This window comes from Shivajiella indica (assembly GCF_042683085.1).
Lineage (GTDB): Bacteria > Bacteroidota > Bacteroidia > Cytophagales > Cyclobacteriaceae > Shivajiella > Shivajiella indica.
Genome location: NZ_JBHUIV010000025.1, coordinates 219,577 through 240,352 on the forward strand (window position 1 = coordinate 219,577; position 20,776 = coordinate 240,352).

Genomic DNA, 20,776 nt, shown 5'->3' on the forward strand with positions numbered 1-20,776 from the left:
ACAATCTAACATTATGGATGATTTTATCCAATCCTTATTTTATCTATTTGAACCAAAACAACTTAGTTCTTTTAATCAAAAAAATTGGAGGGACGTATTATGACATACTTTATGCAAAAAAGCTGGAAATTATTGGCCAATAAAGTAAAAATAACGAAAAGTCTGTTTAGGAAATGTAGAATCCATTGTGATTCGTCAGGTATATATCATAGCATCAAAAAATACATTTTCAGCTTACCCCTGTTTTTTACATCTATTTCCCCCCTGTATTCACATGACCAATCGTCTTTTATCAATTCATAGGTTCTTTCACTGATATTTATTTTACCGGGTTCAGACATAGACTCCATTCTTGAAGCCACATTCACAGTATCACCCCATATATCATAGGCAAACTTTTTACTTCCAACTACTCCTGCCACTACCGGTCCTGAGTTAATACCTATTCTTATATCAAAAGTCAATTCATTTACGGCAATATCATTTTTAGTCTCTTCCACAAAGGCAACTATTTCTTTTGCTGCAAGGATCATTTTGTGTGCATGATCTTCTTTATTGCCATACAAGCCACTTGCACACATGTAGGCATCTCCTATTGTTTTGATTTTTTCTAAACCATGCTTTTCAATTATTTCATCAAATTTTGAAAAATAAAAATCTACTGTTTCTACCAGTCTTTCTGGTGAAAGATTTTCAGAATAGCTGGTAAACCCTTTAAAATCTGTAAACAAGACAGTAACAATATCATGTTTTTTAGTTTTTACTTTGCCAGATAATTTCAACTCTGTAGCAGTGTCTTCTGGCAGAATATTTAGTAACAAACGGTCTGATCTATCCCTTTCCTCTTCAATAATTCGGTTTGTTTTTTTGATAAATAAATATCGCCGATACCATAATAAGGCCAAAATCCCAATAAAGAACAAAGCAATGGCAATGGTAAAAGTCAAGATAAGTTGGTTTTTCCTCTTTTGTTCCAGAAGGTCAACTTCTATTTGCTTTTGGGATACTTCAAAATCCGTCCTCAAATCTGCGATCTGCTGAATATTTTCTAAATTGATAATACTATCCCGATAAGAAATATGATCCTTGTAATGTTTTAAAGAAATATCATGATTACCAGATATTTCAAAAAGTTTGGAAAGCGTAAGGTTAGCCTCACTTATTTGTTCTTTTAATCTATATTGTTTTGCCAGATCCAGACTTCTTTGGGCATAATTTAAAGCAGCCGAAAAATCCTTTCTTCTCAAGTAAATATCTGACATATAGGTCAGGTAAACTGTAATTGGATAAAAATCCTCTGATTCCTCCAATAAAACCATGGCTTCATTGATGTATTCCTCAGCAAGGGAATCCAAGCCTTGTTCAGCGTACACCATTCCAACATTTCCCAAATTATAGGCTATTCCTATAGGGTAATTTACTTTTTTGAAAAGCAATCCGGATTCTTCGAAATAATCCAAAGCTTTATCATAATTTTTAGTTAAAAAAGCTTCATCTCCAGCATTTAATAAAGCTGATGCCAATGTGAGTGTGTCAGTTGTTAACCTTAGGATGCCAATAGATTTTGAATAATAGCTTTCCGCATTTGCAGAATTCCCAATACCAGAATAAACATCAGCAATTTTTAGATATGCACCGCCTTCATAGGATTTATCCTCAACCTTAGAAGCTGCCTCACTGCTTTTTACGAAAGCATCCAGTGCTTTAGGTAAATCACCTGCAAGGAGATAAGATTGACCTTTTTGACTGTAACCTCTGTAGAGGTATAAAAAATTTTCATCCTTCAGTGCCAGCTCAATTAATTCATTCGAATATTTCAATGATTCTTCTAAATCACTGGAAAGATTAAATGATAAATTACGCAAAAGCTCAAGCCTTTCAATCCCTGTTAAGTTCCTTTTATTGTACTCAACTATTAAACTATCTGCCAGTTTTCTATCTTGGGCATGGATGAGTTGGACAAAAAAGAAAAAGAAAACTATGAATAAACCATGATTTTTGCATTTATTAAGCATGAATGCATTATTGGTTAATCCTGATCTTAGGATCCTGATTATAAGTTACCCCATTTACAACATAAGAAATATTGTACGATTCTTCACTATTGGGAGGAAATGAACCTATAACTCCTTTCCAAGTGCCATCAGGTTGTAAAGTAGGCAATGAACTGAACACATTTGTTCCACCTGTTTCAGAAATTCCTAAGATAGAACTGATATCTCCTGCTTTTTTAAAGATAATATTATAGCCAGCCTTGACATCAGTAATTAGGTTAGTATCATCATTTTCTGAGTAAACGATGTTTGTTCCATCAGAAATAGCCGGAGGAAAAGGAGCAGCATTAGTTGCAGAAATCAAAACTGTAACTGTAGGTGGTGGTGTTGGGGAGGATGGAGGAGGTGGTGGAGTTCCGCACATAATCTTTATTGTTTGAGTTAGTGAATTATTGGTTAATATAGTGATAAATATTTCAAGAAATCACTGGGGAAAAGTAAATGCTGCTTTTTTTATTATAGTTAGAAAAAGCTTGACCTGTATAGAAAAAGTAAAGTTGTCTGTTTCTGTAATAAGTGAATTGAAAATTCAGAGCATTCCTGCTAAGAGGAGACATATTCAAAATAGCGTTGCTTCCCCCGATTTTCCTCAGGCACATAGTTAAAACCAATAAATTTAAACCAGGGGATTTGTTTGGGATGATCTGAGGCAGAATACAATCCACATGTACATCCCGGATAATTTAATGTTTTCTCTTTCAGGATATTACGGAGGTCAAAACTAATTTTCAGTCCAAATTCATCCATATGGTGGCTGGCAACAAAAAAAGTTTCATATTTTTTTTCCCCTACTTTATAAAATCCCAAAATGGCAATGGCCTGGCCGTTTGATGTCTTCCAAATTTTCGAGAATCCATCCTGGTTACTTGTATCAAGCTTATTCTTGATGTAAGTTGAGTAAAAATCTATAAAATTATTTTCCTTAAGCCCCCATTCGCTTTCAGTAAGTTTCCATGGGTTATTGAGAATATACAAAATATCATCTGAACTAATACTGTCACTCATTTTTGACATGCATTTGAGAAAAATGAAATTCGAAATTTTTAGTGAAAAAAAAAACACGAAATTTCAATTGGCACAAATAATCAGTTTTGGGTCAACTCCAAAGTGCATTTTGACAATCTAATATTACATTCATAAAAATAGATTTCCTTCGGATTTGTCCTCAAATAGAAAATAGACCGGGTAAATAACTAACAAATCATCAATTATTTCAGTCTTTCACTCAGTAACATTACCTGTGCATCTTCTTTCAGTCTATGCTTCAATTTTTCATAATCCAAATCCTGTACAGCAATCTTAGCATCTATAGCTAAAACTGCAGCTGTCGCTGAAGATTGTCCCAAAATCATAAAAACAGGCTCCATGCGAATAGAGCCAAATGCTGTATGGGAACTGGATACACAGACAGGCACCAGCAGGTTTTCACATTCCTGCTTTTTGGGTAATATCGTACCATAGGAAATGCTATAGGGTTCTTTGGGCTTCACCCCGATGTCCCCTTCATTTTGGACATAGCCATTTGGACCGATCAATCGTTGCACATTATGTGAATCCAAATGATAAGAACCCATTCCAATAGGATTTGGTACAGTTTTGTCACCCAATACATCATGTTCGGTCATCACATAATCTCCTATCATCCTGCGGGATTCCCTCACATAAATCTGATGGGGCCAATGGCCGTTGTCGATAAACTCATCTTTGGCCAAACCGTATTCTGATATCCTTTGGCGTACTTTCTCAGGAACCTTGGGATCATTGGCTAAAAAATACATCAATCCCATTTGGTAATCCTCGTGGTCCTTAATGATTGCTTTCCTCTCTTCATAACTCGCTTCAGGATAGGCATAGTTTTTCCCAATATAATCCGTGCTGAATGGACCATGGTTATTGGTGTCTGTTTTAAGGTTGGGAATTGGATCAAACTTATCAAAAGTCTCATCCCACCCGGATGCATAAACCCTTGCCAACAGTTCATATCTGGAAGGGTCATAATTTTCAGGTTTTGGAAAGGGAAGCCTATTATCTGGATGTTTGCTGAGGCACATACGGAAATTGTAAGCCTGCAATTTGGAATCAGCGGTGCCATTGGGAGCTATGGGTTCTTCCGAAATTTCGGGCAACAATCCGCTTGTTGGGTCTCCTGGAATCACAAATGGGGAAATGGAATCCCTGAAATAATGTCCGTGTTGAAAAACGCCAAACTGTACACCATTCCATTTTTCTCCATAAGTATCATTGGATTCCCTTCCTACATGATAACTTACACCAGCTGCTGCCATCAAATCTCCTTCATAGGTGGCATCTATAAACATTTTTCCTTTAAAGGCTTTTCCCGAAAGTGTTTTGATAGAAATAATCGTACCATTGGATTTGGACACCCCATTTTCTCTATCCAGCCACTCACCCCTGTAAACCTGAATGTCATATTCCCTGATAAAATCCTCAAAAACCTGCTCTGCAGCATGGGGCTCAAAAATCCACATAGTCCTTTCATCTCCATCAATAGCTGGTGTACCCTGACCTATATTACCATATTCCTCCTTTTTTTGCCATTTCCAAGAATCCTCTTTTTGGTAATGCAGATAAATCCTGTGATAAAATTCCCTTGCCAATCCTCCAATCACTGATTTGTCCCCGGTATCTGTAAAACCTAGTCCCCCTGAAGATAAGCCACCTAAATGGAAATCAGGGGAAACCACCAAAACCGATTTACCCATTTTCTTGGCCTGAACTGCTGCTGTTATTGCAGCAGAAGTGCCCCCATAGATAATTATGTCTGATTCAAATGAGTTTTTGTTTTTCGTACCGCATCCAGAGTTCAAGAGCAGCATTAATATTGCAAGGATAAAGTTATTTTTGGACATATATTTTTAGTTGGGTTTCTTAGAATTCGAAATGTAATAGTTGATTTTCCCAATAGTGGTATCACTTTTTGAACCTACTTTCTTAAGCTTCTGCCTTTGTCTACGATTCCGAAATTAAACATCCTAAATTACTGGAGGTCAAAGGAAATCCCAAGAAAACTCCTTAAAGATATCTCTATAGTATGTCTGAGTACTCGCATTGAAGGTAGAATTATTCCCTTTAATGGTTTCCCTGAAAACCTGATCACAATGCTAAAGGCAATTTTTGAATAACCAATTGCCAAAATCTTTTTATGCCCTTCAATGTTTTATAAATTCCTGCCAAATATCTGTCAGTTCTCTATTTACCAGTTCCCCTGTATAAACCACCAACCTATAGCGAATTACCTCCTTTTCACCTTTGGCAATTTTCCAATTACCCAAAATCTGTCTTGAAGGTCCAATTCCCATTTCATTATCTACACGCCAAGGGGTGGGAAATGCTTTGTTCTCCGGATGGTCAAATAGGGCAATATGTGCGAAATCGTCCCTCCCTTCAAGTTTAATCCCTATATCCGTCCAAATCGATCGCTGCCCTTCTATTTCGAGATTCTTCAGCCCGGAAGCACTTACTATTTCACCAACCGTCTCTTTCACCCAAGGCATGCGGACAAAGAGTCCCCCAACATAAAACTTTTCCATCAGCACATCAGATTTGGCATCTCCGGTCCATACTAAGTCTAAAATATATTGACCCTCAAAGTGCCGCATGGCCCATTCTTGGGTTTCAACCATGACTGTCTTTCCTTCTTCATCCAACATTTCATAAACTGTCTGCCATTTTACATAATCCCATTTATCTTCAAATACTTTTGATGAAACCCCACGCCAATAATCATCTTTCCAGTTTATAAAATAATCCCGCCCGTTCACCTTTTTTAATCCCCAATAAATCCCTGTCTGGTGTGGATGATGGCTGGGACGGTATTCGGTCATCACACCATTTCCATCAGGTGCAATGAGTGGATGGATATATGGCCTTTCATCTTTCCTATTGACTTGTGTTAAAATGGGATCATTTGATTGATCATGAAATACCTTAATACTCTGTGAATCAGCATCCTGCTTAATCCTTAAGGGAATAGCCTTTTTTGAGCGTATAGTTTGATGATTATCTGAAAGCAGATTCACTACAAAGGTATCATCCAAAGGACTGATCTTTAAATCTCCCGTCTGTATGCGAATGTTCCGAAATCGGATGGAAAAACTGCCTTGGGGATCGTTTTCATTATTGGCATGTAATTGGAGACCGATAAATCCCTTTGGAAATCTGTCATCAATAAGATGGGCCACAGGCACCCCGTTTATCCAGGTCCTCATCATCGGGCCTACAGCTTCTATCCTGTATCTGTTCCATTGATAACCGTTTGGATCATCTCTTTTAAAAGCATCCTTCGCAGCTTTACTCATTTTTTCTGGAGGATAAATCCAGCCACGGTCCGTGCCTTCCTCATAAATTGCCCCGCTCCATTGCTGAGGCTTTGGATCTACTTCCATTTGATAACCATGGACTCGACCGTTTTTGAAATCCTGATAACTCAAGGATCGAAATTGAATTCCTGAATTATTCATTAAGGTATCAACTGACACTTCAAGCTCCAGTACAAAATCTCCGAATTCCTGTACTGTGCATAGAAACCCATTTGGTTGACCAGGAACAGTCCTTCCTACGATCATTCCATCCTTAACTTCCCAAATATGCTTCCCATTAAGTGCTTTCCAACCACTTAGGTCAGTCCCATTAAATAGGATTTTCCAGTTTCCATCCTGCGACCATGTTGGAGGAGAAAGGAATAAGAAAAAAGCTATTAGCACTGGTATTAAGAAAGTTTTATAATGATTCATTTTTAAATATTTTAGCTTATTTCATGATTTTTGGGAGAGATTATCTGCCTTAATTTCTTTTCAACTGAAACTCTTCTTATGACCCAAAACTTTCGAGGTTTTAACAAAAACCTCAAAGGTTGGCTTCAATCCGGCAAGGTAAATGCAATGACGGAATCACCGACTTTGGTGCCGTTTTTTCCCCCTCCACCTGCAGTAATGACCACGTATTGTTTCCCATGGATCATATATATACTTGGAGTGGCATAACCGCCCGCCGGAAGTTGGTACTCCCATAACACCTGTCCGGTGAATTTATCGAATGCCCTTATCTTTTCATCCGGAGTTGCAGCAATAAACACTAGGTTACCCGCTGTTACCACTGGACCACCGAAGCTTTTGGAACCTGTATTCCTGATCCCCCTAGCCACCAATTCCGGATATTCGCCCAAAGGCACTTTCCAAAGAATCTCACCTTTATCAAGGTCCACTGCATTTAATGTACCCCAAGGCGGAGAGATCGCAGGATAACCATCTTGATCCACAAAAAATGGAGCTACATTTGCATAGCGGGGCGCTTTTCTTTTTTCAACATCTGATTTCCCCCCTTCAGGATAATCTGATTTAATTTCTTTGCTTTCCAAATAGCTAATAAGTTCATCAAGTTGTTTATCAGAAAATTGTCTAAATGATGGCATCATCCCCCTACCATAACGCAAGACTGATTTGATGGAATCTTGATTGATCTTTATATTATTAAGAGGAGGAAACAATGGTGGATTGCCGACTTTATTTAATCCATGACAGGCTGTACAAGCTGAATTGTAAATCATCTCCCCTCTTTGCAAAGATGTAGCACTTGCCGTGTCCATGCTATTCAAAGGAATGAGGCTGTGGATAGTTGGCGCCTCATTGATGTTCACAAACATGACATTGGTGACAGGATCGAAGGCTGCACCACCCCATTCGGCTCCTCCCTGATGGCCGGGCATAGTGATCACTCCTGCCAAAGAAGCCGGAGTGTATAAAGGACCAGTTTCATATTTTCTGAAAATATTCCGAACATATTCATGAGTTTCAGGAGTTATATTGCTCAAGTCAGATTCCTGAAGCGTAGTTCGGTTTAACGGAGGCGGTTTTAAAGGAAAAGGCTGAGTTGGCCAAGCTTCTTCACCTGGAACCTTTGAGGGAGGAACAGGTAAGTCGACTACCGGAAAAACCGGTTCCCCTGTTTCCCGATCTAAAACAAATGTCAACCCTTGTTTGGTAAGTTGAATCACAATATCCCGTGATTTGCCATCAGCTGTGACAGTGGCCAAAACCGGAGCCGGAGGCAGGTCATAATCCCAAATGTCATGCCGAAGAGTTTGATAATGCCAGATACGTTTACCTGTTTTGGCATCGAGGGCAACCACACAATTCGCAAATAAATTCTCGCCCTTTCGCATTCCTCCATAAATAAAATCCGGTGCCGCAGAACCTGTAGCAAAAAACACCCAACCTCTTTCTTCATCCAAAGTAAACCCACCCCAAGGGTTTGTTCCCCCATAACTTACTCCTTCTTCAAACTCCCAGGTATCATAACCGAATTCTCCCTTTTGTGGGATGGTATGAAAAATCCACTTAAATTCCCCGGTCAGGGCATCATATCCCCTTACATCACCGGGTGATGAAGGATCCTCTTCGGGAGTTCGACCACCAATAATAATAATATTCTGGTAAACGATTCCTTGACTGGTCGCTTCAAAATCAACCAATTCCGGATCCTGGGGCAGGTTTTTTCTTAAGTCTATCCACCCATTTTCTCCAAAAGAGGTAATCAAATCCCCTGTCTTGGCATCAATGGCATATACCCTGTCTTTCACAAAATTAAATATCCGTTGATTTTCTCCCTTTGAATCCTCCCAGTAGGTAAGTCCTCTGTTCCTACCTCTAAACGGCCTTTCATCATTTCGATAATCATTTGGCCTAAAAACCCAGATTTCCTTACCAGTCGCAGCCTCTAATGCTACAGCATTAACTTCTGGTGTTGTAAAATATAACAACCCATCAATAATGATCGGGTTAGCATACATCCCTGGTCCACTGGGGTTTCCGTGATGGTATTCCCAAGCTTTCTCTAGGTTCCGGACGTTCCCGGTATGAATTTGATCAAGTTCCGAATATTGAATTCCTGTGGAATGCCCCCTGTATATCCCCCAATCCTCATAGTTATTCAGTCTGTTGGCCCATTGTTGGTCATGAGATTTATCAAAATCCGCTTTTTCGGAACAGGAAATTATTAGAAAAATAAATCCCAGAAAGAATTGTTGGTTTCCAATTAGGTATTTCATCACCATAAAGAAATATTATCATAGTGTTAATAATTCCCTAATAAGATCCATGTTTGAACTGATTCAGGGTTAAAGCAATATAATATTGAATCTGTTCAATTCTCTCTTTTTCTACATCAACGGCAAAATTCTATAAATTGCAAAATATTCTTTTCCCATCAAGAAGGAGGTATCAATAAAAACTTACATTGGTTGGATTAGCCAATTGGCATGGTACTGTCTGGGGTCAAAAAAATAGGGATGAGAAGGACTTAAGGAGAACGAATTTAATCCCCAAAAATATTTGTTTCAAATCCATCGATACTGGTCAAATTCTTATTTTTCCAATAATCTTTGATTTTTTCCTCCCCTTGTTTTTCAGACCAGTCATTTAAAGTTGTTCTTTCTTCCTTGAAATCCATATATGGAACGGCAAAACCACAAGAGGTCTGAACCAAATCAACATCCATTTCAATGATTTGTCTAGCTCCTATATTTTTCGGAAATAAACTTACATAACTATCAAATTCTATATCTCTCTTATGAAAGATTTTTGCTGTTCCATAAAGTCTTAAAATCAGAGGTTTCCCCTCAAAAGCACAGAACATAATGGTCATCCTGTTATTTTTTAGAAGATGGGCTGCGGTTTCATTTCCACTTCCGGTCAGATTCAACCAAATAATTTTATTCTTATCAATAACCCTGAAGGAATCCGTACCTTTTGGGGATACATTTACCCTACCGTCACAGGCCGCAGTTCCTACGAAAAATATTTTTTGATCTTCGATGAATCCCTTTAATTCGTTAGTAATAAATTCTAATTTCTTTCCCATAATTTGAATATCAATCAGTCTTTAAATTTACCCATAATCTGAGGCTTTATGACCTGAACTTTAAAAAAACACTTCCCAAAAAAACTCTAAAGTGTTCAAATCCAAAATTCATGCAAAGGATTTGTTTAAAGATTTAAATTTCGTCTTTATGTCTTGGTTCTTGAATTTTGGTTCTTGCTTCTTGACCTTTGGTTCTATCCACTCACTTCTCGTCTCTGCTATCTCCTACCAAGAAAAAAACCTTCGGGGTTCCAAAAACCCCAAAGGTTAGGATCCACTTCTTTTTTCTTGATTCTTGGCTCTTGGTTCTTGGTTCTAATCTCACTTTTTAAAACTCGGAGCCAATCTTTCTCCAGAAGCCCTGAGCTTGTCCAGGTATTCTTCCAAAAGCTTCTGGCTTATTTCCGAAGAATCCCCATATTTTTTCCTTATCTCCTCCAAATCTTTGTGCAATTTCTTGCGGATTTCTGCATAGGACGGATCATTATAGACATTCTTCATTTCCTGAGGGTCATTCACCCGGTCAAATAACTCCCATTCGTCCACATCATAATAAAAATGAATTAGCTTGTATTCCTTGGTCACAATGGCATAATGCCTTTTCACCATATGGATAGAAGGGTATTCGTAATAGTGGTAATATACTGCATCTCTGGTCCATTTTTCAGATTGACCGGTCAGTAAAGGGATAAGGCTCTCCCCCTGCATGTCTTCGGGTTGAGGGATACCTGCAGCCTCCAGAAAAGTCTGGGCAAAATCAAGGTTTTGGACCAGTTCATCTGATCTTGAACCAGCTTTTACTTTTCCCGGCCAAGCGATTAAAAGTGGGGTTTTAAAGGATTCATCGTACACAAAGCGCTTATCAAACCAACCATGCTCTCCTAAGTAAAAACCCTGATCAGAGGTATAAACGATGATGGTATTTTCCATCAGGCCATTGGCTTCTAGGTAGTCCAAAACCCGGCCCACATTTTCATCCACAGAAGCGATGGTTCCCAGGTAATCCTGCATATATCTTTGGTATCTCCAGCGCATTTTATCTTCTTCACTCATGTCAGGAAAAGCTTTGATAAAGTCTTCATTGACGCCTTTGAACACTTTATCCCAATTGGCTCGCTGTGAAGGATTCATTCTGCCGACTTCCCTTTGGAAGGCTCCTTTATCCCATCCTGAGGCATCAGGAATACCCAATTGATCCATCACTTCAGGATATACCTTGGAATCTCCCGCCCAATTCATATGGTGTAAAATATTCATTTCAGCTTCTTTGGCAGCAGTTCCCCTTCCAGAGTAGTCATCAAAAAGAGTAGCGGGCTCCGGAAATTTCTTTTGGGTATATTCTGCAATATGCCTTTCAGCAGGTAACCATTCTCTATGAGGTGCCTTGTGAAGATAGGCAAGGAAAAATGGTTGGTCTGCTTTCCTTTCATTTTCCAGCCAATCCAAAGTCATATCGGTAATGATATCTGTCACGTATCCTTCAACATCATAAGTCCCATCGTTTTTTGTGATAAAGGTAGGATTATAATAAGCTCCTTGGCCAGGAAGGATTTTGAACTGGTCAAATCCCTTGGGATTGTTCCCAAAATGCAGCTTTCCAAACATGGCTGTCTGGTAACCTCCCTCCTGCAACAATTGAGGAAAAGTTACATTCGTGGTATCAAATGGAAAATGGTTGTCGGTCTTTCCGTTGATATGTGTGTGTTTCCCTGTAAGGATGGTTGCCCTAGATGGGGCACAGATAGAGTTGGTCACGCTAGCATTTGTAAAAAGCATGCCCAATTTTGCAATCCTATCAATATTAGGAGTTTCAATCAGCCTGTTATCGTAAGCAGAAATAGCCTGATAGGCATGGTCATCAGACATGATAAAAATGATGTTGGGTCTTTGGGAAGAAGGTTCTTTTTCCTTACAGGAGAAAAGAATTAAAGCGGTAAGTAAGGTCAGAAAATGGTTCTTCATCACAATAGGTTTTAAGGCGGTTATTTTTGAAGGATTATAGATTTGATTTCCAATCCAGAATCAAATCCATGCTCAAGGCTTAAACTAAGCAAAACCTTCCCTTTTTCAAATCTTTTTTTGCCCACTGGAACCCATGGCCACTCTTTTTCATACACTTCTGATCTTGGAACCTTGTCGAGAGAAGGGACTTCCTTGCCCTCATTCTTTTTATCCACTTGAATAATCATTGATTCCCCATTCATTTCAACCTTCATTCCCAAAGGTTTAACATTAACCATTTCAACAAAAATGTCATAGTTAGTATCCTCCACCACCAACATTTCCCAAGAAACTTTGTCATCTGCAGAATCAAACCCCAAAACCCAGTCATTGGCCCAACCCATAACCCCCTTAAAATGGACCTGTCCAAAAAGCTCTCCATCTGGAGCAGGTAAGCAAACGGTTGGTACGACATGATGCCCGACCTGAATCAAAGGTGGATTAATACCTTTTTTGGTCATTTCCTTGAACCAGGACTGATATCTGCCCTCCAAATCTTCCGCAGTTCCTTCGAATTCAGAAAGAATGTTAGTTTTTTGTTCTGGATCTTCTAATAGGTTGAATAATGCTTTTTCATTCCCTTTTATCGTCAACAAAAACTCCTGGTTTCGGACAGCACCGGGAATGGTATCAAAATCTCTTACAACCTGATGGGTGAAAAAATACCTGTCAATCCAAAGCGAATCCCCGTTTATCAAGGGCTTCAAACTTTTTCCGTGTATATCAACATTTTCAGGCAATGCAATACCTAAGAAATCCGCCAATGTTGGAAGTATATCTATATGCCCGGCCCATGGTTCCAACTTTTTACCTTCAACACCTGGAATTTTTATGAAAAAAGGCACTCTCACACCACCTTCATCAATATGTCCTTTGATTCCTTTCATGCCTCCGTTATACCTTATACCGTTCGGGCCATTGTCTGTCATGAAAATAACAATAGTGTTATTCATCTTACCGGTTGAATTTAGAAAATCAATCAATCTCCCAATATTCTCATCAAGGTTTTCTACCATACCATAAATGCAGGCTTCCTTATTTGGCAATTCCATAGATTTGTATTTATCAAAATACCTGTCCGGAACCTGAAAAGGACTGTGGGGAGTATTATAAGAAACCATGGTAAAAAATGGCTCTTCTGATTTCATAAAAGCAATAGCTTTATCAGTTAGCACATCCGGTAAATAACCTGTGGTTTGTACTTCGGAAAAATTGTGAGTCAGCTTGGTATCAAAGTAATTATTTATATGACCCTCCGAATACCCAAAAAACTCATCGAAACCTTGTCCGATTGGATCATGGGGAAACTGTTTTCCCTGATGCCATTTTCCAAATAATCCAGTTTTGTAACCCTCAGCTTTCAGCAATTCCGCAATGGTCAGTTCCTCTTCCCTCATTACCTCCATTCGGTGCGTCACCCAAGTAGTGCCGGTAGCAAGATGGTATCTTCCTGTTAAAAGAGAAGCCCTGGTCGGGGCACAAACAGGCGAAACATAAAATCTGTCAAAAACCACTGACGAGTCTGCCAAGTTATCTATGTTTGGTGTGGAAACGTAAGGGTTCCCATTATAAGATAAATCACCCCATCCTTGGTCGTCAGTGATTACCAGCAAGACATTTAATGGTCTTTCCTGAACTTTCTCCTGACAAGAAACCCAAAAGAAAATATAGAAAATTAAGGATAAATGATTTTTATTCAAGTCAAATAATCTCTGATTTTAATAAAAATACAATAGAAAATATTTGTTCGCAACAACTTAATTTTCTTTGGTTGGAATTAGAAATTCCATTTCCTTTTCTATCGATTCAATTTTTAATGGAATTTTCTTTTTCAGGCAAATAATTCCCTGTTGAATCCATCGGAAAGGGTAATTCAAATTAAGAATCAGAATTTTCCAGTTTACAAAATTTAAATTGACCAATTCCATTTAATTGTTTAGGGTTTATTACTTGAGTTTTCAAATAATTCAGCCAGAAACTCAAAGTGTTATTCCAATTTTTAATAATTTTATCCGAATTAACCTAAAAAACCTATGATACGTAAATTTCTTTTATTTGGCATAACAGCCTTGCTTTTACTGAATTGTGGACCAAAAGAATCCAAGCAAGAAGAAGTCACAGAAGTTCTTGATGAGGAACAATCTCCTTTCGTCCATAAACCCTTAGTGACTCATCTTTACACAGCAGATCCCTCCGCACATGTTTTCAATGGAAAAATTTATATTTATCCTTCACATGACATTGAATCAGAGGTTCTGGAAGATGATATGGGTTCTCATTTTGATATGAAAGATTACCATGTCTTTTCCATGGATAATCCTGTAGCTGAAGTGATTGACCATGGTGCAGTAATAAAATTAGAGGATATTCCATGGGCAGGCCGACAACTTTGGGCTCCTGATGCTGCACAAAAAGATGGAAAATATTACCTCTATTTCCCTGCCAAAGATAAAAATGATATTTTCCGGATCGGGGTGGCTGTGGCCGATAGTCCTACCGGTCCTTTCAAAGCCCAACCAGAACCCATTAAGGGATCATTTAGTATGGATCCTGCTGTTTATGAAGATGAAGATGGAAGTTATTACCTTTATTTTGGAGGGATTTGGGGAGGTCAATTACAGTGGTTTGAGGACCAGAAACTTGTAGAAGGAAGAAAAGGTCCAACTGATGGGATTCCCGCACATGAGGAAAAAGCCCTGATGCCTTTCGTTGCCAAACTCAGCAATAATATGCTTGAATTTTCAGAAAAACCACGGGAAGTGTTGTTGTTGGACAAAAATGGAGAGCCGATCAAAGCAGGAGATAATGAAAAAAGGTTCTTTGAAGCTTCTTGGGTTCATAAGCATAATGGGAAATATTATTTTTCCTATTCTACTGGAGATACCCATTTCATAGCTTATGGAATTGGCGACAATCCTTATGGTCCATTTACTTATCAGGGAAATATCCTTAACCCTGTTCAGGGGTGGACAAACCACCATTCTATTGTGAATTTTGAGGGAAAATGGTATCTATTTTACCATGATACCGAACTTTCGGGAAAAACTCCCTTAAGAAATATAAAGATGACCGAATTAATCCATAATGCTGATGGGACTATTCAGACCATCGATCCCATGAAGAAATAATATCTGGCTCCAAGTCAAGGTAATTGATTTGGAGCCGGTTCTTGAACTTTTTTATTAATCCAAGCCAGTTTTTCCAATTCCATAATTCCTCTTTCAGCTTTACAATCTTCAAGTATCGCCATACCCATTTTTTTAGCTTTCGACCGGTAACTTGGGTTTTCTAATATTTCATGAATTGCCCTCGTGATGTCTTTTGGACTGGATTTCTTTGATAATTTTAATCCTAATCCATGATGAACCACTTTGGCCGCGTTATCTTTCTGGTCTCTGCCCATTGGGAGACAAATTATGGGCAATCCAAATGATAATGCCCTCATAATAGTGCCATGTCCTCCGTGAGTGATTACTGCATCTGAATGAGGAAAAACCTGGGAATGAGGTGCAGATTTGATCAATTTTACATTCTCCGGTAATGAGAAAAGCTCATCTTCCATCGCCAATCCCAAAGTCACCAAACCTCTCACCTTTATTCCCGACAAAGCATCTATACAAGACTGAATTACAGCTGCCTGATTTTGAAATGTAGTAGAAAGGCTGATGACTATCAAAGGATTTGAATCATCCTCAGTCCATGGGTTTTCCCATTCATTGGCCCAATCAGGGTCATCCAATATTGGCCCAATATACCTCACATTTTTTGGTACAGGTTTAATTGGAAAATCAAATAATTCTGTTGTTTGAATCAACCTCAAATCAGCCCCGTGCAATAAATCTGAAAGATTCTTTAGGGGCTGAAGCTCATAAAAAGCCCTGATCTTGTTAATTTTAGGAAGGTAGGAATTAAGTTTAATGTTAAAAACTTTCATTAATACTCTATCACGAAACCTTCCAAATATTCCCTTACCAGGTGTAAGCCCCATTACGCCGGGCGGTCTATTTGGTCCTGGCATATATTCCGGCATATGAAATAATATCACTCTGGGTATGTTACAAATCTCTCCAGCAATCAAACCAGGCGGTAGAAGAACATCCATTACCAAAATTCCGGCATCAGTTTTTTTGATTGCCTGGAGCGTTTCTTTTATTACAATTTCAGCTGGACCGAATAAAATATTGTCAAAAGTGGGCTGATTGAACAAAGTTGCATTCCAATCCTTACAAATATCCTCTTTCCTATCGGTTCTTGTAAAATATTCTTTGAAGGAGATAAAATTCAAGCCCAAAGAAGTTATAACCGGCTCAAGGCAGGGTTCAGTCAGAATTGTAACCTGATGCCCTCTTTCCCTTAATCCATTTGCCAAACCCAATACCGGGGGAATATTCCCTCCTCCGTCTATAGTAACAAATAGGTAATTGCTTTTCTTTTCCATATTTGTAGTTTTTAGGTAATTTTTCTTTGAATCAAGCCCTCAACAAGAGATTTAAAGACCTCAAATGTTTCCTCATAACTTTTCCCTAAGTCTCTACGCAACAGTTTCCATAAATAAAATTCAGTCGCTGTAATAAAGGTCAATAATTTATGCTCATAATCCGGAGCATTTACTTCTGGTAGATCAGTTGAAAAAATCCTTGCACACCATTCTCGATGGCTTTTCCGGCCTCTATTTAATATTTTTCTTGCTATGGGAAGTTCTTTTTCAACGGCCAATGTCCTGAAAGAAGCATCTCCTAATTTTTCATAATCCTGAAGTAGGATATCTAAGGCGTTCTTATATTCCCCAGTAACCGCTAAATCCCTACTATTCCTTCTACTGGCAGTATCATTTTCAACACAGGCTTCAATTAATCCTTCTTTTGAACCAAACTTTCTGAGAATGGTACGGACGGTAACTCCAGATTTTTCTGCTACTTTTTCAAGTGTGATGTCCTGGATGGAAAAGTCAACCCAAAGTTCAACCGCAGCCTTCATAATATTTATTTCATTCTCACTGGCCTTTTTGGCCCTGGCTGTCATTCTGTAAGTTCTTTTAGAAGATTGTGATTTCATGTCAGTAAAGTAGACATTAAATTTATTCATGTCAATATAAGTGACATGAAATTTTAATCAACCTAAACAAGACTCTTTAATTTCAGCTAATAGGAATAAGTGAAATTATTAAACTTGGACAGAAGCTACATTTTGAAAAGACCTGCCAATAAGGTGACTTTTCGATTTTTCCCGACAGGATCCCTTATAAAAAAAAACCAGCAGAGTTCTCTCCGCTGGCCAATCTGAAATTCTTATTTTCAAAATCCAAAATCAAATAAACTCGTTCAAAATATTCTCATACAATTCCTGCTTGCCACTGGTCTGTTTTGGTTCCCCTGAAGCTATTGCATGTGCTCTTAAGTCTTCCAAAGAAAGTTTTCCATCTTCAAATTCCTTTCCTTTGCCTGAATCAAAAGAAGCATATCTCTTCTTTCTTAATATGGTATACTCAGATTCTGTTAAAATTTTATCTGCAATCAACAAGGCTCTTGCAAAAGCATCCATGGAACCTATATGAGCAATAAAAAGATCCTCAAGATCGGTTGAATTCCTCCTCACCTTGGCATCAAAATTCACTCCTCCCCCCTTGATTCCTCCACTTTGAAGAATGACCAACATTGCTTCTGTCAATTCCTGAAGGTTGATGGCAAATTGGTCAGTATCCCAACCATTTTGATAATCCCCTCGATTTGCATCAATAGAACCCAACATCCCTGCATCTGCAGCTACCTGTAACTCATGTTGAAAGGTGTGTCCTGCCAAAGTCGCATGGTTCACTTCCACATTGATTTTGAAATCTTTATCGAGGCCATGATGTCTTAAAAAGCCAACCACTGTTGCACTGTCATAATCATACTGATGCTTGGTGGGTTCCATGGGTTTAGGCTCGATAAAGAAATTTCCTTTAAATCCTTTGGATCTTGCATAGTCCCTTGCCATTGTTAAAAATCTGGCCAAATGATCCGTTTCCCTTTTCATATCTGTATTCAACAAGGACATATATCCTTCACGTCCTCCCCAAAACACATAATTTTCTCCACCTAGCTTGATAGTAGCATCAATGGAGTTTTTCACTTGGGTTCCTGCCCAAGCCACTACATCAAAATCCGGATTGGTAGAAGCTCCATTCATATACCTTGGATTACTGAATACATTGGCTGTACCCCAAAGTAATCTAACACCGGTTTCTTTTTGTTTTTCAAGGGCATAATCGGTAATAATTTTCATCCTCTCCTCATATTCAGCAATACTGCCCCCCTCATCAATCAAGTCCACATCGTGGAAACAATAATACTCAGCTCCGATTTTAGTGAAAAATTCAAATGCAGCATCCATTTTATCTTTTGCTCTTTGAACCGCATCCGCGCTGGCATCCCATGGACGAACCATAGTACCCGGACCGAATGGGTCTGCTCCGGTAGCACAGAAGGTATGCCAGTAGGCAATGGCAAATTTGAAATGATCTTTCATAGGCTTCCCTGCCACTACTTTATTTGCATCATAATATTTAAAGGCGAAAGGATTCTTGGAACCCTTACCCTCAAACTTGATTTTGTCAATTCCTGGAAAATAGGTTTTGGACATCTTATTTGGGTTAAAAACAGGTTTGAAATATTAAATTTTGGATGAAATTATTCAATTTTTCTGAATATGGAAAACGTTTGCAACAGCTTTGTGATCGAAGTAAGCAAAACCATATGGAATCGGTTGCAAACCTGACGAACGGAAAGTCTAAACCATTAAACTTCTTAAAAATCAATTGAAAGGAGGGCAGCAATTTCCCCTGTCAAATATCAAATCCTTTCTTGATGGTATCTGCAATTTGTTGCATCTCCTCAGAAGATAATTTTAACTTTGGTCTTGAGAAATTGATGTCGTCCATACTGCGTAAAGGAATGAGATGAACGTGCACATGGGGGACCTCCAAACCAATCACTGCCACCCCAATTCTGGTGCATTTGATGGTTTTATCCATTGCTCTGGCAACTTTTTTTGCAAAAACATGCAATCCTGCCAATACATTATCCTCGAGATCAAAAATATAATCCACTTCAACTTTGGGAACAACAAGTACATGGCCTTTTGCCAAAGGCATGATATCCAAAAATGCAATATACTGATCATCTTCTGCCACGATATAGGCAGGGATTTCTCTATTGATTATTTTAGTAAATATGGTTGCCATGGGATAAAAATAAAAAATCCCGAGGTAGAATCCATCGGGAGAATTAAATATTAGTAAGCGATGTCCAAAACCTCAAATTCCAGCACACCTGCAGGGGCATTAATTTGGGCAATCTCACCCACAGATTTACCTAGAAGACCTTTTCCAAAAGGAGATGCCAAGGAAATCTTTCCGGACTTCAGATCAGCTTCTTCCTCTGACACCAAAGTGTAGGTAACTGTCATACCATTTTTGATATTTTTAATTTTTACAGTGCTAAGGATTCCAACCTTTGAAGTGTCTAGTTTGGAATTATCCATTACACGGGCATTTCCCACCACTTCTTCCAGTTTGGCAATTTTCAATTCCAGCAAACCTTGTGCATCTTTGGCCGCATCATATTCGGCATTTTCACTTAAATCTCCTTTGTCTCTAGCTTCAGCTATTTGCTTGGCAATATCAATTCGGCCTTTTGTTTTCAGTTCCTGAAGCTCATCCTTCAACTTTTTCAGTCCTTCTTCAGTGTAGTATTGTATTTTTCCCATGGTAATTAATTTTACTTAGACTATGAAAAATAAAAGAACGGTCTCATTTCTGAAACCGTTTCTTCTTATCCACTTTTATTATGTTGATAAGCAAAGGTAAGTAAATCCTTAAGACAAAGCAAAAGAAAGTGGCGACAATTAAAATCCCGCCAATTTTATTTTTTTCAATAAAACCTGATTAATCTTTTCATAAGATTCATGAGTCCATCCGGCAATGTGCGGGCTGAATATAACATTTTCCCTTTCTGCCAATTTCTCAAATGATTCTTTTTGCTCAGGAGTAAAGGTGTTGAATTTTTCATTTTCCAACACATCCAGTACCGCCCCTTTTATAATACCTCTGTCCAATGCCTTATTCAACGTGTCAAAAGTTATTATTTCACCTCTAGCAGTATTGATAAAATAAAATGGCTTTTTAAAACCTAAAAGTTGATCAAGATTTAGAAAATTCCTGGTTTCTTTTGTCAAAGGCACATGAATACTCAAAACATCGACTTCTTCCTTAATTCGTTTTAAGGAAACCTCCTCTACATTATCATTCCCAAAACCCTTTTTATATTTATCATATGCCAAGATGGTCACATCAAAGCCTGAAAGTTTTTTGGCGAAGGAAGAGCCCATATTGCCGTACCCAATAATACCTACTGTTTTACCCTGTAACTCCACTCCTCTGTTTTCTTCCCTTTTCCATAAACCCTTTCGCACCTCGAAGTCTGCCCTACCAATATGATTGAACAGGGCCAATAGCCCTCCTATTGCATGTTCTCCAACAGCATCCATATTACCCTCAGCCGCATGAAACAGTTTAATATCGTGTTCTTCCAGGTAGTCTAAATCTATCTTGTCCAAACCGGCACCTGCTCTACCTATAAATTTCAACTTAATGGCTTTTTCCAACAATTCCCTATCCAATGGAGTTTTAGATCGGATAATTAAACCCATAAAACCCCCAATAATCTCCAAAATTTCGGACCTTTTTATTTCAGGTCTGTAATCAACCGCAAAACCTTCCTCTTTCAATAAAGGAATGATAGAAAGATGCATTTCGTCAATGATCAAAACAGTTCTTGGATTTCCCCACGATTGGTTCATAATTA

16 protein-coding genes are annotated in these 20,776 nt (G+C 38.4%); 1 reads left to right on the forward strand and 15 read right to left on the reverse strand.

What is annotated here, in order from left to right; all coding sequences use genetic code 11:
- Window positions 1–206: 206 nt before the first annotated feature.
- The 9 genes from ACFSKV_RS17325 to ACFSKV_RS17365 form a co-directional block, all read right to left on the reverse strand.
- A complete protein-coding gene (locus ACFSKV_RS17325; protein WP_380805617.1) occupies window positions 207–2,015 on the reverse strand; it encodes an adenylate/guanylate cyclase domain-containing protein in 1,809 nt (602 codons plus the stop codon).
- 7 nt (window positions 2,016–2,022) lie between these two features.
- On the reverse strand, window positions 2,023–2,418 hold the full coding sequence (locus ACFSKV_RS17330) for a hypothetical protein (RefSeq protein ID WP_380805619.1): 396 nt from the start codon (window positions 2,416–2,418) through the stop codon (window positions 2,023–2,025).
- A 179-nt stretch (window positions 2,419–2,597) separates the two neighbouring features.
- A complete protein-coding gene (locus tag ACFSKV_RS17335) occupies window positions 2,598–3,059 on the reverse strand; it encodes a hypothetical protein (protein ID WP_380805621.1) in 462 nt (153 codons plus the stop codon).
- A gap of 203 nt (window positions 3,060–3,262) precedes the next feature.
- Window positions 3,263–4,891 carry an FAD-dependent oxidoreductase gene (locus tag ACFSKV_RS17340; RefSeq protein ID WP_380806427.1) on the reverse strand — a complete coding sequence of 543 codons (1,629 nt, stop codon included), beginning with the start codon at window positions 4,889–4,891 and terminating at the stop codon, window positions 3,263–3,265.
- A gap of 333 nt (window positions 4,892–5,224) precedes the next feature.
- Complete coding sequence (locus ACFSKV_RS17345) at window positions 5,225–6,808, reverse strand: DUF6807 family protein (RefSeq protein WP_380805622.1); 1,584 nt, start codon at window positions 6,806–6,808, stop codon at window positions 5,225–5,227.
- A gap of 125 nt (window positions 6,809–6,933) precedes the next feature.
- Window positions 6,934–9,120, reverse strand: coding sequence for an outer membrane protein assembly factor BamB family protein (locus tag ACFSKV_RS17350; RefSeq protein ID WP_380805625.1), 2,187 nt, complete (start codon window positions 9,118–9,120; stop codon window positions 6,934–6,936).
- A 266-nt stretch (window positions 9,121–9,386) separates the two neighbouring features.
- Window positions 9,387–9,932, reverse strand: a complete 546-nt coding sequence (locus tag ACFSKV_RS17355) for a pyridoxamine 5'-phosphate oxidase family protein (protein ID WP_380805628.1) — start codon at window positions 9,930–9,932, stop codon at window positions 9,387–9,389.
- 321 nt (window positions 9,933–10,253) lie between these two features.
- The gene (locus ACFSKV_RS17360) at window positions 10,254–11,894 is read right to left on the reverse strand and encodes a sulfatase family protein (RefSeq protein WP_380805631.1); all 1,641 of its coding nucleotides are present in this window, start codon (window positions 11,892–11,894) and stop codon (window positions 10,254–10,256) included.
- A 20-nt stretch (window positions 11,895–11,914) separates the two neighbouring features.
- Window positions 11,915–13,633 (reverse strand): arylsulfatase, encoded by a 1,719-nt coding sequence (locus ACFSKV_RS17365; protein WP_380805633.1) that lies wholly within the window; start codon window positions 13,631–13,633, stop codon window positions 11,915–11,917.
- Between the two features lie 333 nt (window positions 13,634–13,966).
- On the opposite strand from ACFSKV_RS17365, the gene ACFSKV_RS17370 reads away from it, so the two are divergent.
- Window positions 13,967–15,061, forward strand: coding sequence for a glycoside hydrolase family 43 protein (locus ACFSKV_RS17370; protein ID WP_380805636.1), 1,095 nt, complete (start codon window positions 13,967–13,969; stop codon window positions 15,059–15,061).
- 14 nt (window positions 15,062–15,075) lie between these two features.
- Here ACFSKV_RS17370 and ACFSKV_RS17375 read toward each other — a convergent pair whose 3' ends face one another.
- The 6 genes from ACFSKV_RS17375 to ACFSKV_RS17400 all read right to left on the reverse strand — a co-directional run bounded on the left by ACFSKV_RS17375 (window position 15,076) and on the right by ACFSKV_RS17400 (window position 20,771).
- A complete protein-coding gene (locus tag ACFSKV_RS17375) occupies window positions 15,076–16,371 on the reverse strand; it encodes a glycosyltransferase (protein WP_380805639.1) in 1,296 nt (431 codons plus the stop codon).
- A gap of 11 nt (window positions 16,372–16,382) precedes the next feature.
- Entirely contained in the window at window positions 16,383–17,018 is a 636-nt protein-coding gene (locus ACFSKV_RS17380; RefSeq protein ID WP_380805642.1) for a TetR/AcrR family transcriptional regulator, read from the reverse strand.
- Window positions 17,019–17,240: 222 nt separating this feature from the next.
- The gene (gene xylA / locus ACFSKV_RS17385) at window positions 17,241–18,554 is read right to left on the reverse strand and encodes a xylose isomerase (protein WP_380805644.1); all 1,314 of its coding nucleotides are present in this window, start codon (window positions 18,552–18,554) and stop codon (window positions 17,241–17,243) included.
- Between the two features lie 202 nt (window positions 18,555–18,756).
- Window positions 18,757–19,155 carry an HIT family protein gene (locus tag ACFSKV_RS17390; RefSeq protein ID WP_380805646.1) on the reverse strand — a complete coding sequence of 133 codons (399 nt, stop codon included), beginning with the start codon at window positions 19,153–19,155 and terminating at the stop codon, window positions 18,757–18,759.
- Window positions 19,156–19,205: 50 nt separating this feature from the next.
- On the reverse strand, window positions 19,206–19,679 hold the full coding sequence (gene greA / locus ACFSKV_RS17395; protein ID WP_380805649.1) for a transcription elongation factor GreA: 474 nt from the start codon (window positions 19,677–19,679) through the stop codon (window positions 19,206–19,208).
- A gap of 138 nt (window positions 19,680–19,817) precedes the next feature.
- Entirely contained in the window at window positions 19,818–20,771 is a 954-nt protein-coding gene (locus tag ACFSKV_RS17400; RefSeq protein WP_380805651.1) for an NAD(P)-dependent oxidoreductase, read from the reverse strand.
- Window positions 20,772–20,776 lie beyond the last annotated feature (5 nt).

Coding starts and splice junctions, on each gene's coding strand:
- ACFSKV_RS17325 (WP_380805617.1), bottom strand. CDS start 2,015: ATGCTTAATAAATGCAAAAATCATGGTTTATTCATAGTTTTCTTTTTC.
- ACFSKV_RS17330 (WP_380805619.1), bottom strand. CDS start 2,418: ATGTGCGGAACTCCACCACCTCCTCCATCCTCCCCAACACCACCACCT.
- ACFSKV_RS17335 (WP_380805621.1), bottom strand. CDS start 3,059: ATGAGTGACAGTATTAGTTCAGATGATATTTTGTATATTCTCAATAAC.
- ACFSKV_RS17340 (WP_380806427.1), bottom strand. CDS start 4,891: ATGCTGCTCTTGAACTCTGGATGCGGTACGAAAAACAAAAACTCATTT.
- ACFSKV_RS17345 (WP_380805622.1), bottom strand. CDS start 6,808: ATGAATCATTATAAAACTTTCTTAATACCAGTGCTAATAGCTTTTTTC.
- ACFSKV_RS17350 (WP_380805625.1), bottom strand. CDS start 9,120: ATGAAATACCTAATTGGAAACCAACAATTCTTTCTGGGATTTATTTTT.
- ACFSKV_RS17355 (WP_380805628.1), bottom strand. CDS start 9,932: ATGGGAAAGAAATTAGAATTTATTACTAACGAATTAAAGGGATTCATC.
- ACFSKV_RS17360 (WP_380805631.1), bottom strand. CDS start 11,894: ATGAAGAACCATTTTCTGACCTTACTTACCGCTTTAATTCTTTTCTCC.
- ACFSKV_RS17370 (WP_380805636.1), top strand. CDS start 13,967: ATGATACGTAAATTTCTTTTATTTGGCATAACAGCCTTGCTTTTACTG.
- ACFSKV_RS17375 (WP_380805639.1), bottom strand. CDS start 16,371: ATGGAAAAGAAAAGCAATTACCTATTTGTTACTATAGACGGAGGAGGG.
- ACFSKV_RS17380 (WP_380805642.1), bottom strand. CDS start 17,018: ATGAATAAATTTAATGTCTACTTTACTGACATGAAATCACAATCTTCT.
- xylA (WP_380805644.1), bottom strand. CDS start 18,554: ATGTCCAAAACCTATTTTCCAGGAATTGACAAAATCAAGTTTGAGGGT.
- ACFSKV_RS17390 (WP_380805646.1), bottom strand. CDS start 19,155: ATGGCAACCATATTTACTAAAATAATCAATAGAGAAATCCCTGCCTAT.
- greA (WP_380805649.1), bottom strand. CDS start 19,679: ATGGGAAAAATACAATACTACACTGAAGAAGGACTGAAAAAGTTGAAG.
- ACFSKV_RS17400 (WP_380805651.1), bottom strand. CDS start 20,771: ATGAACCAATCGTGGGGAAATCCAAGAACTGTTTTGATCATTGACGAA.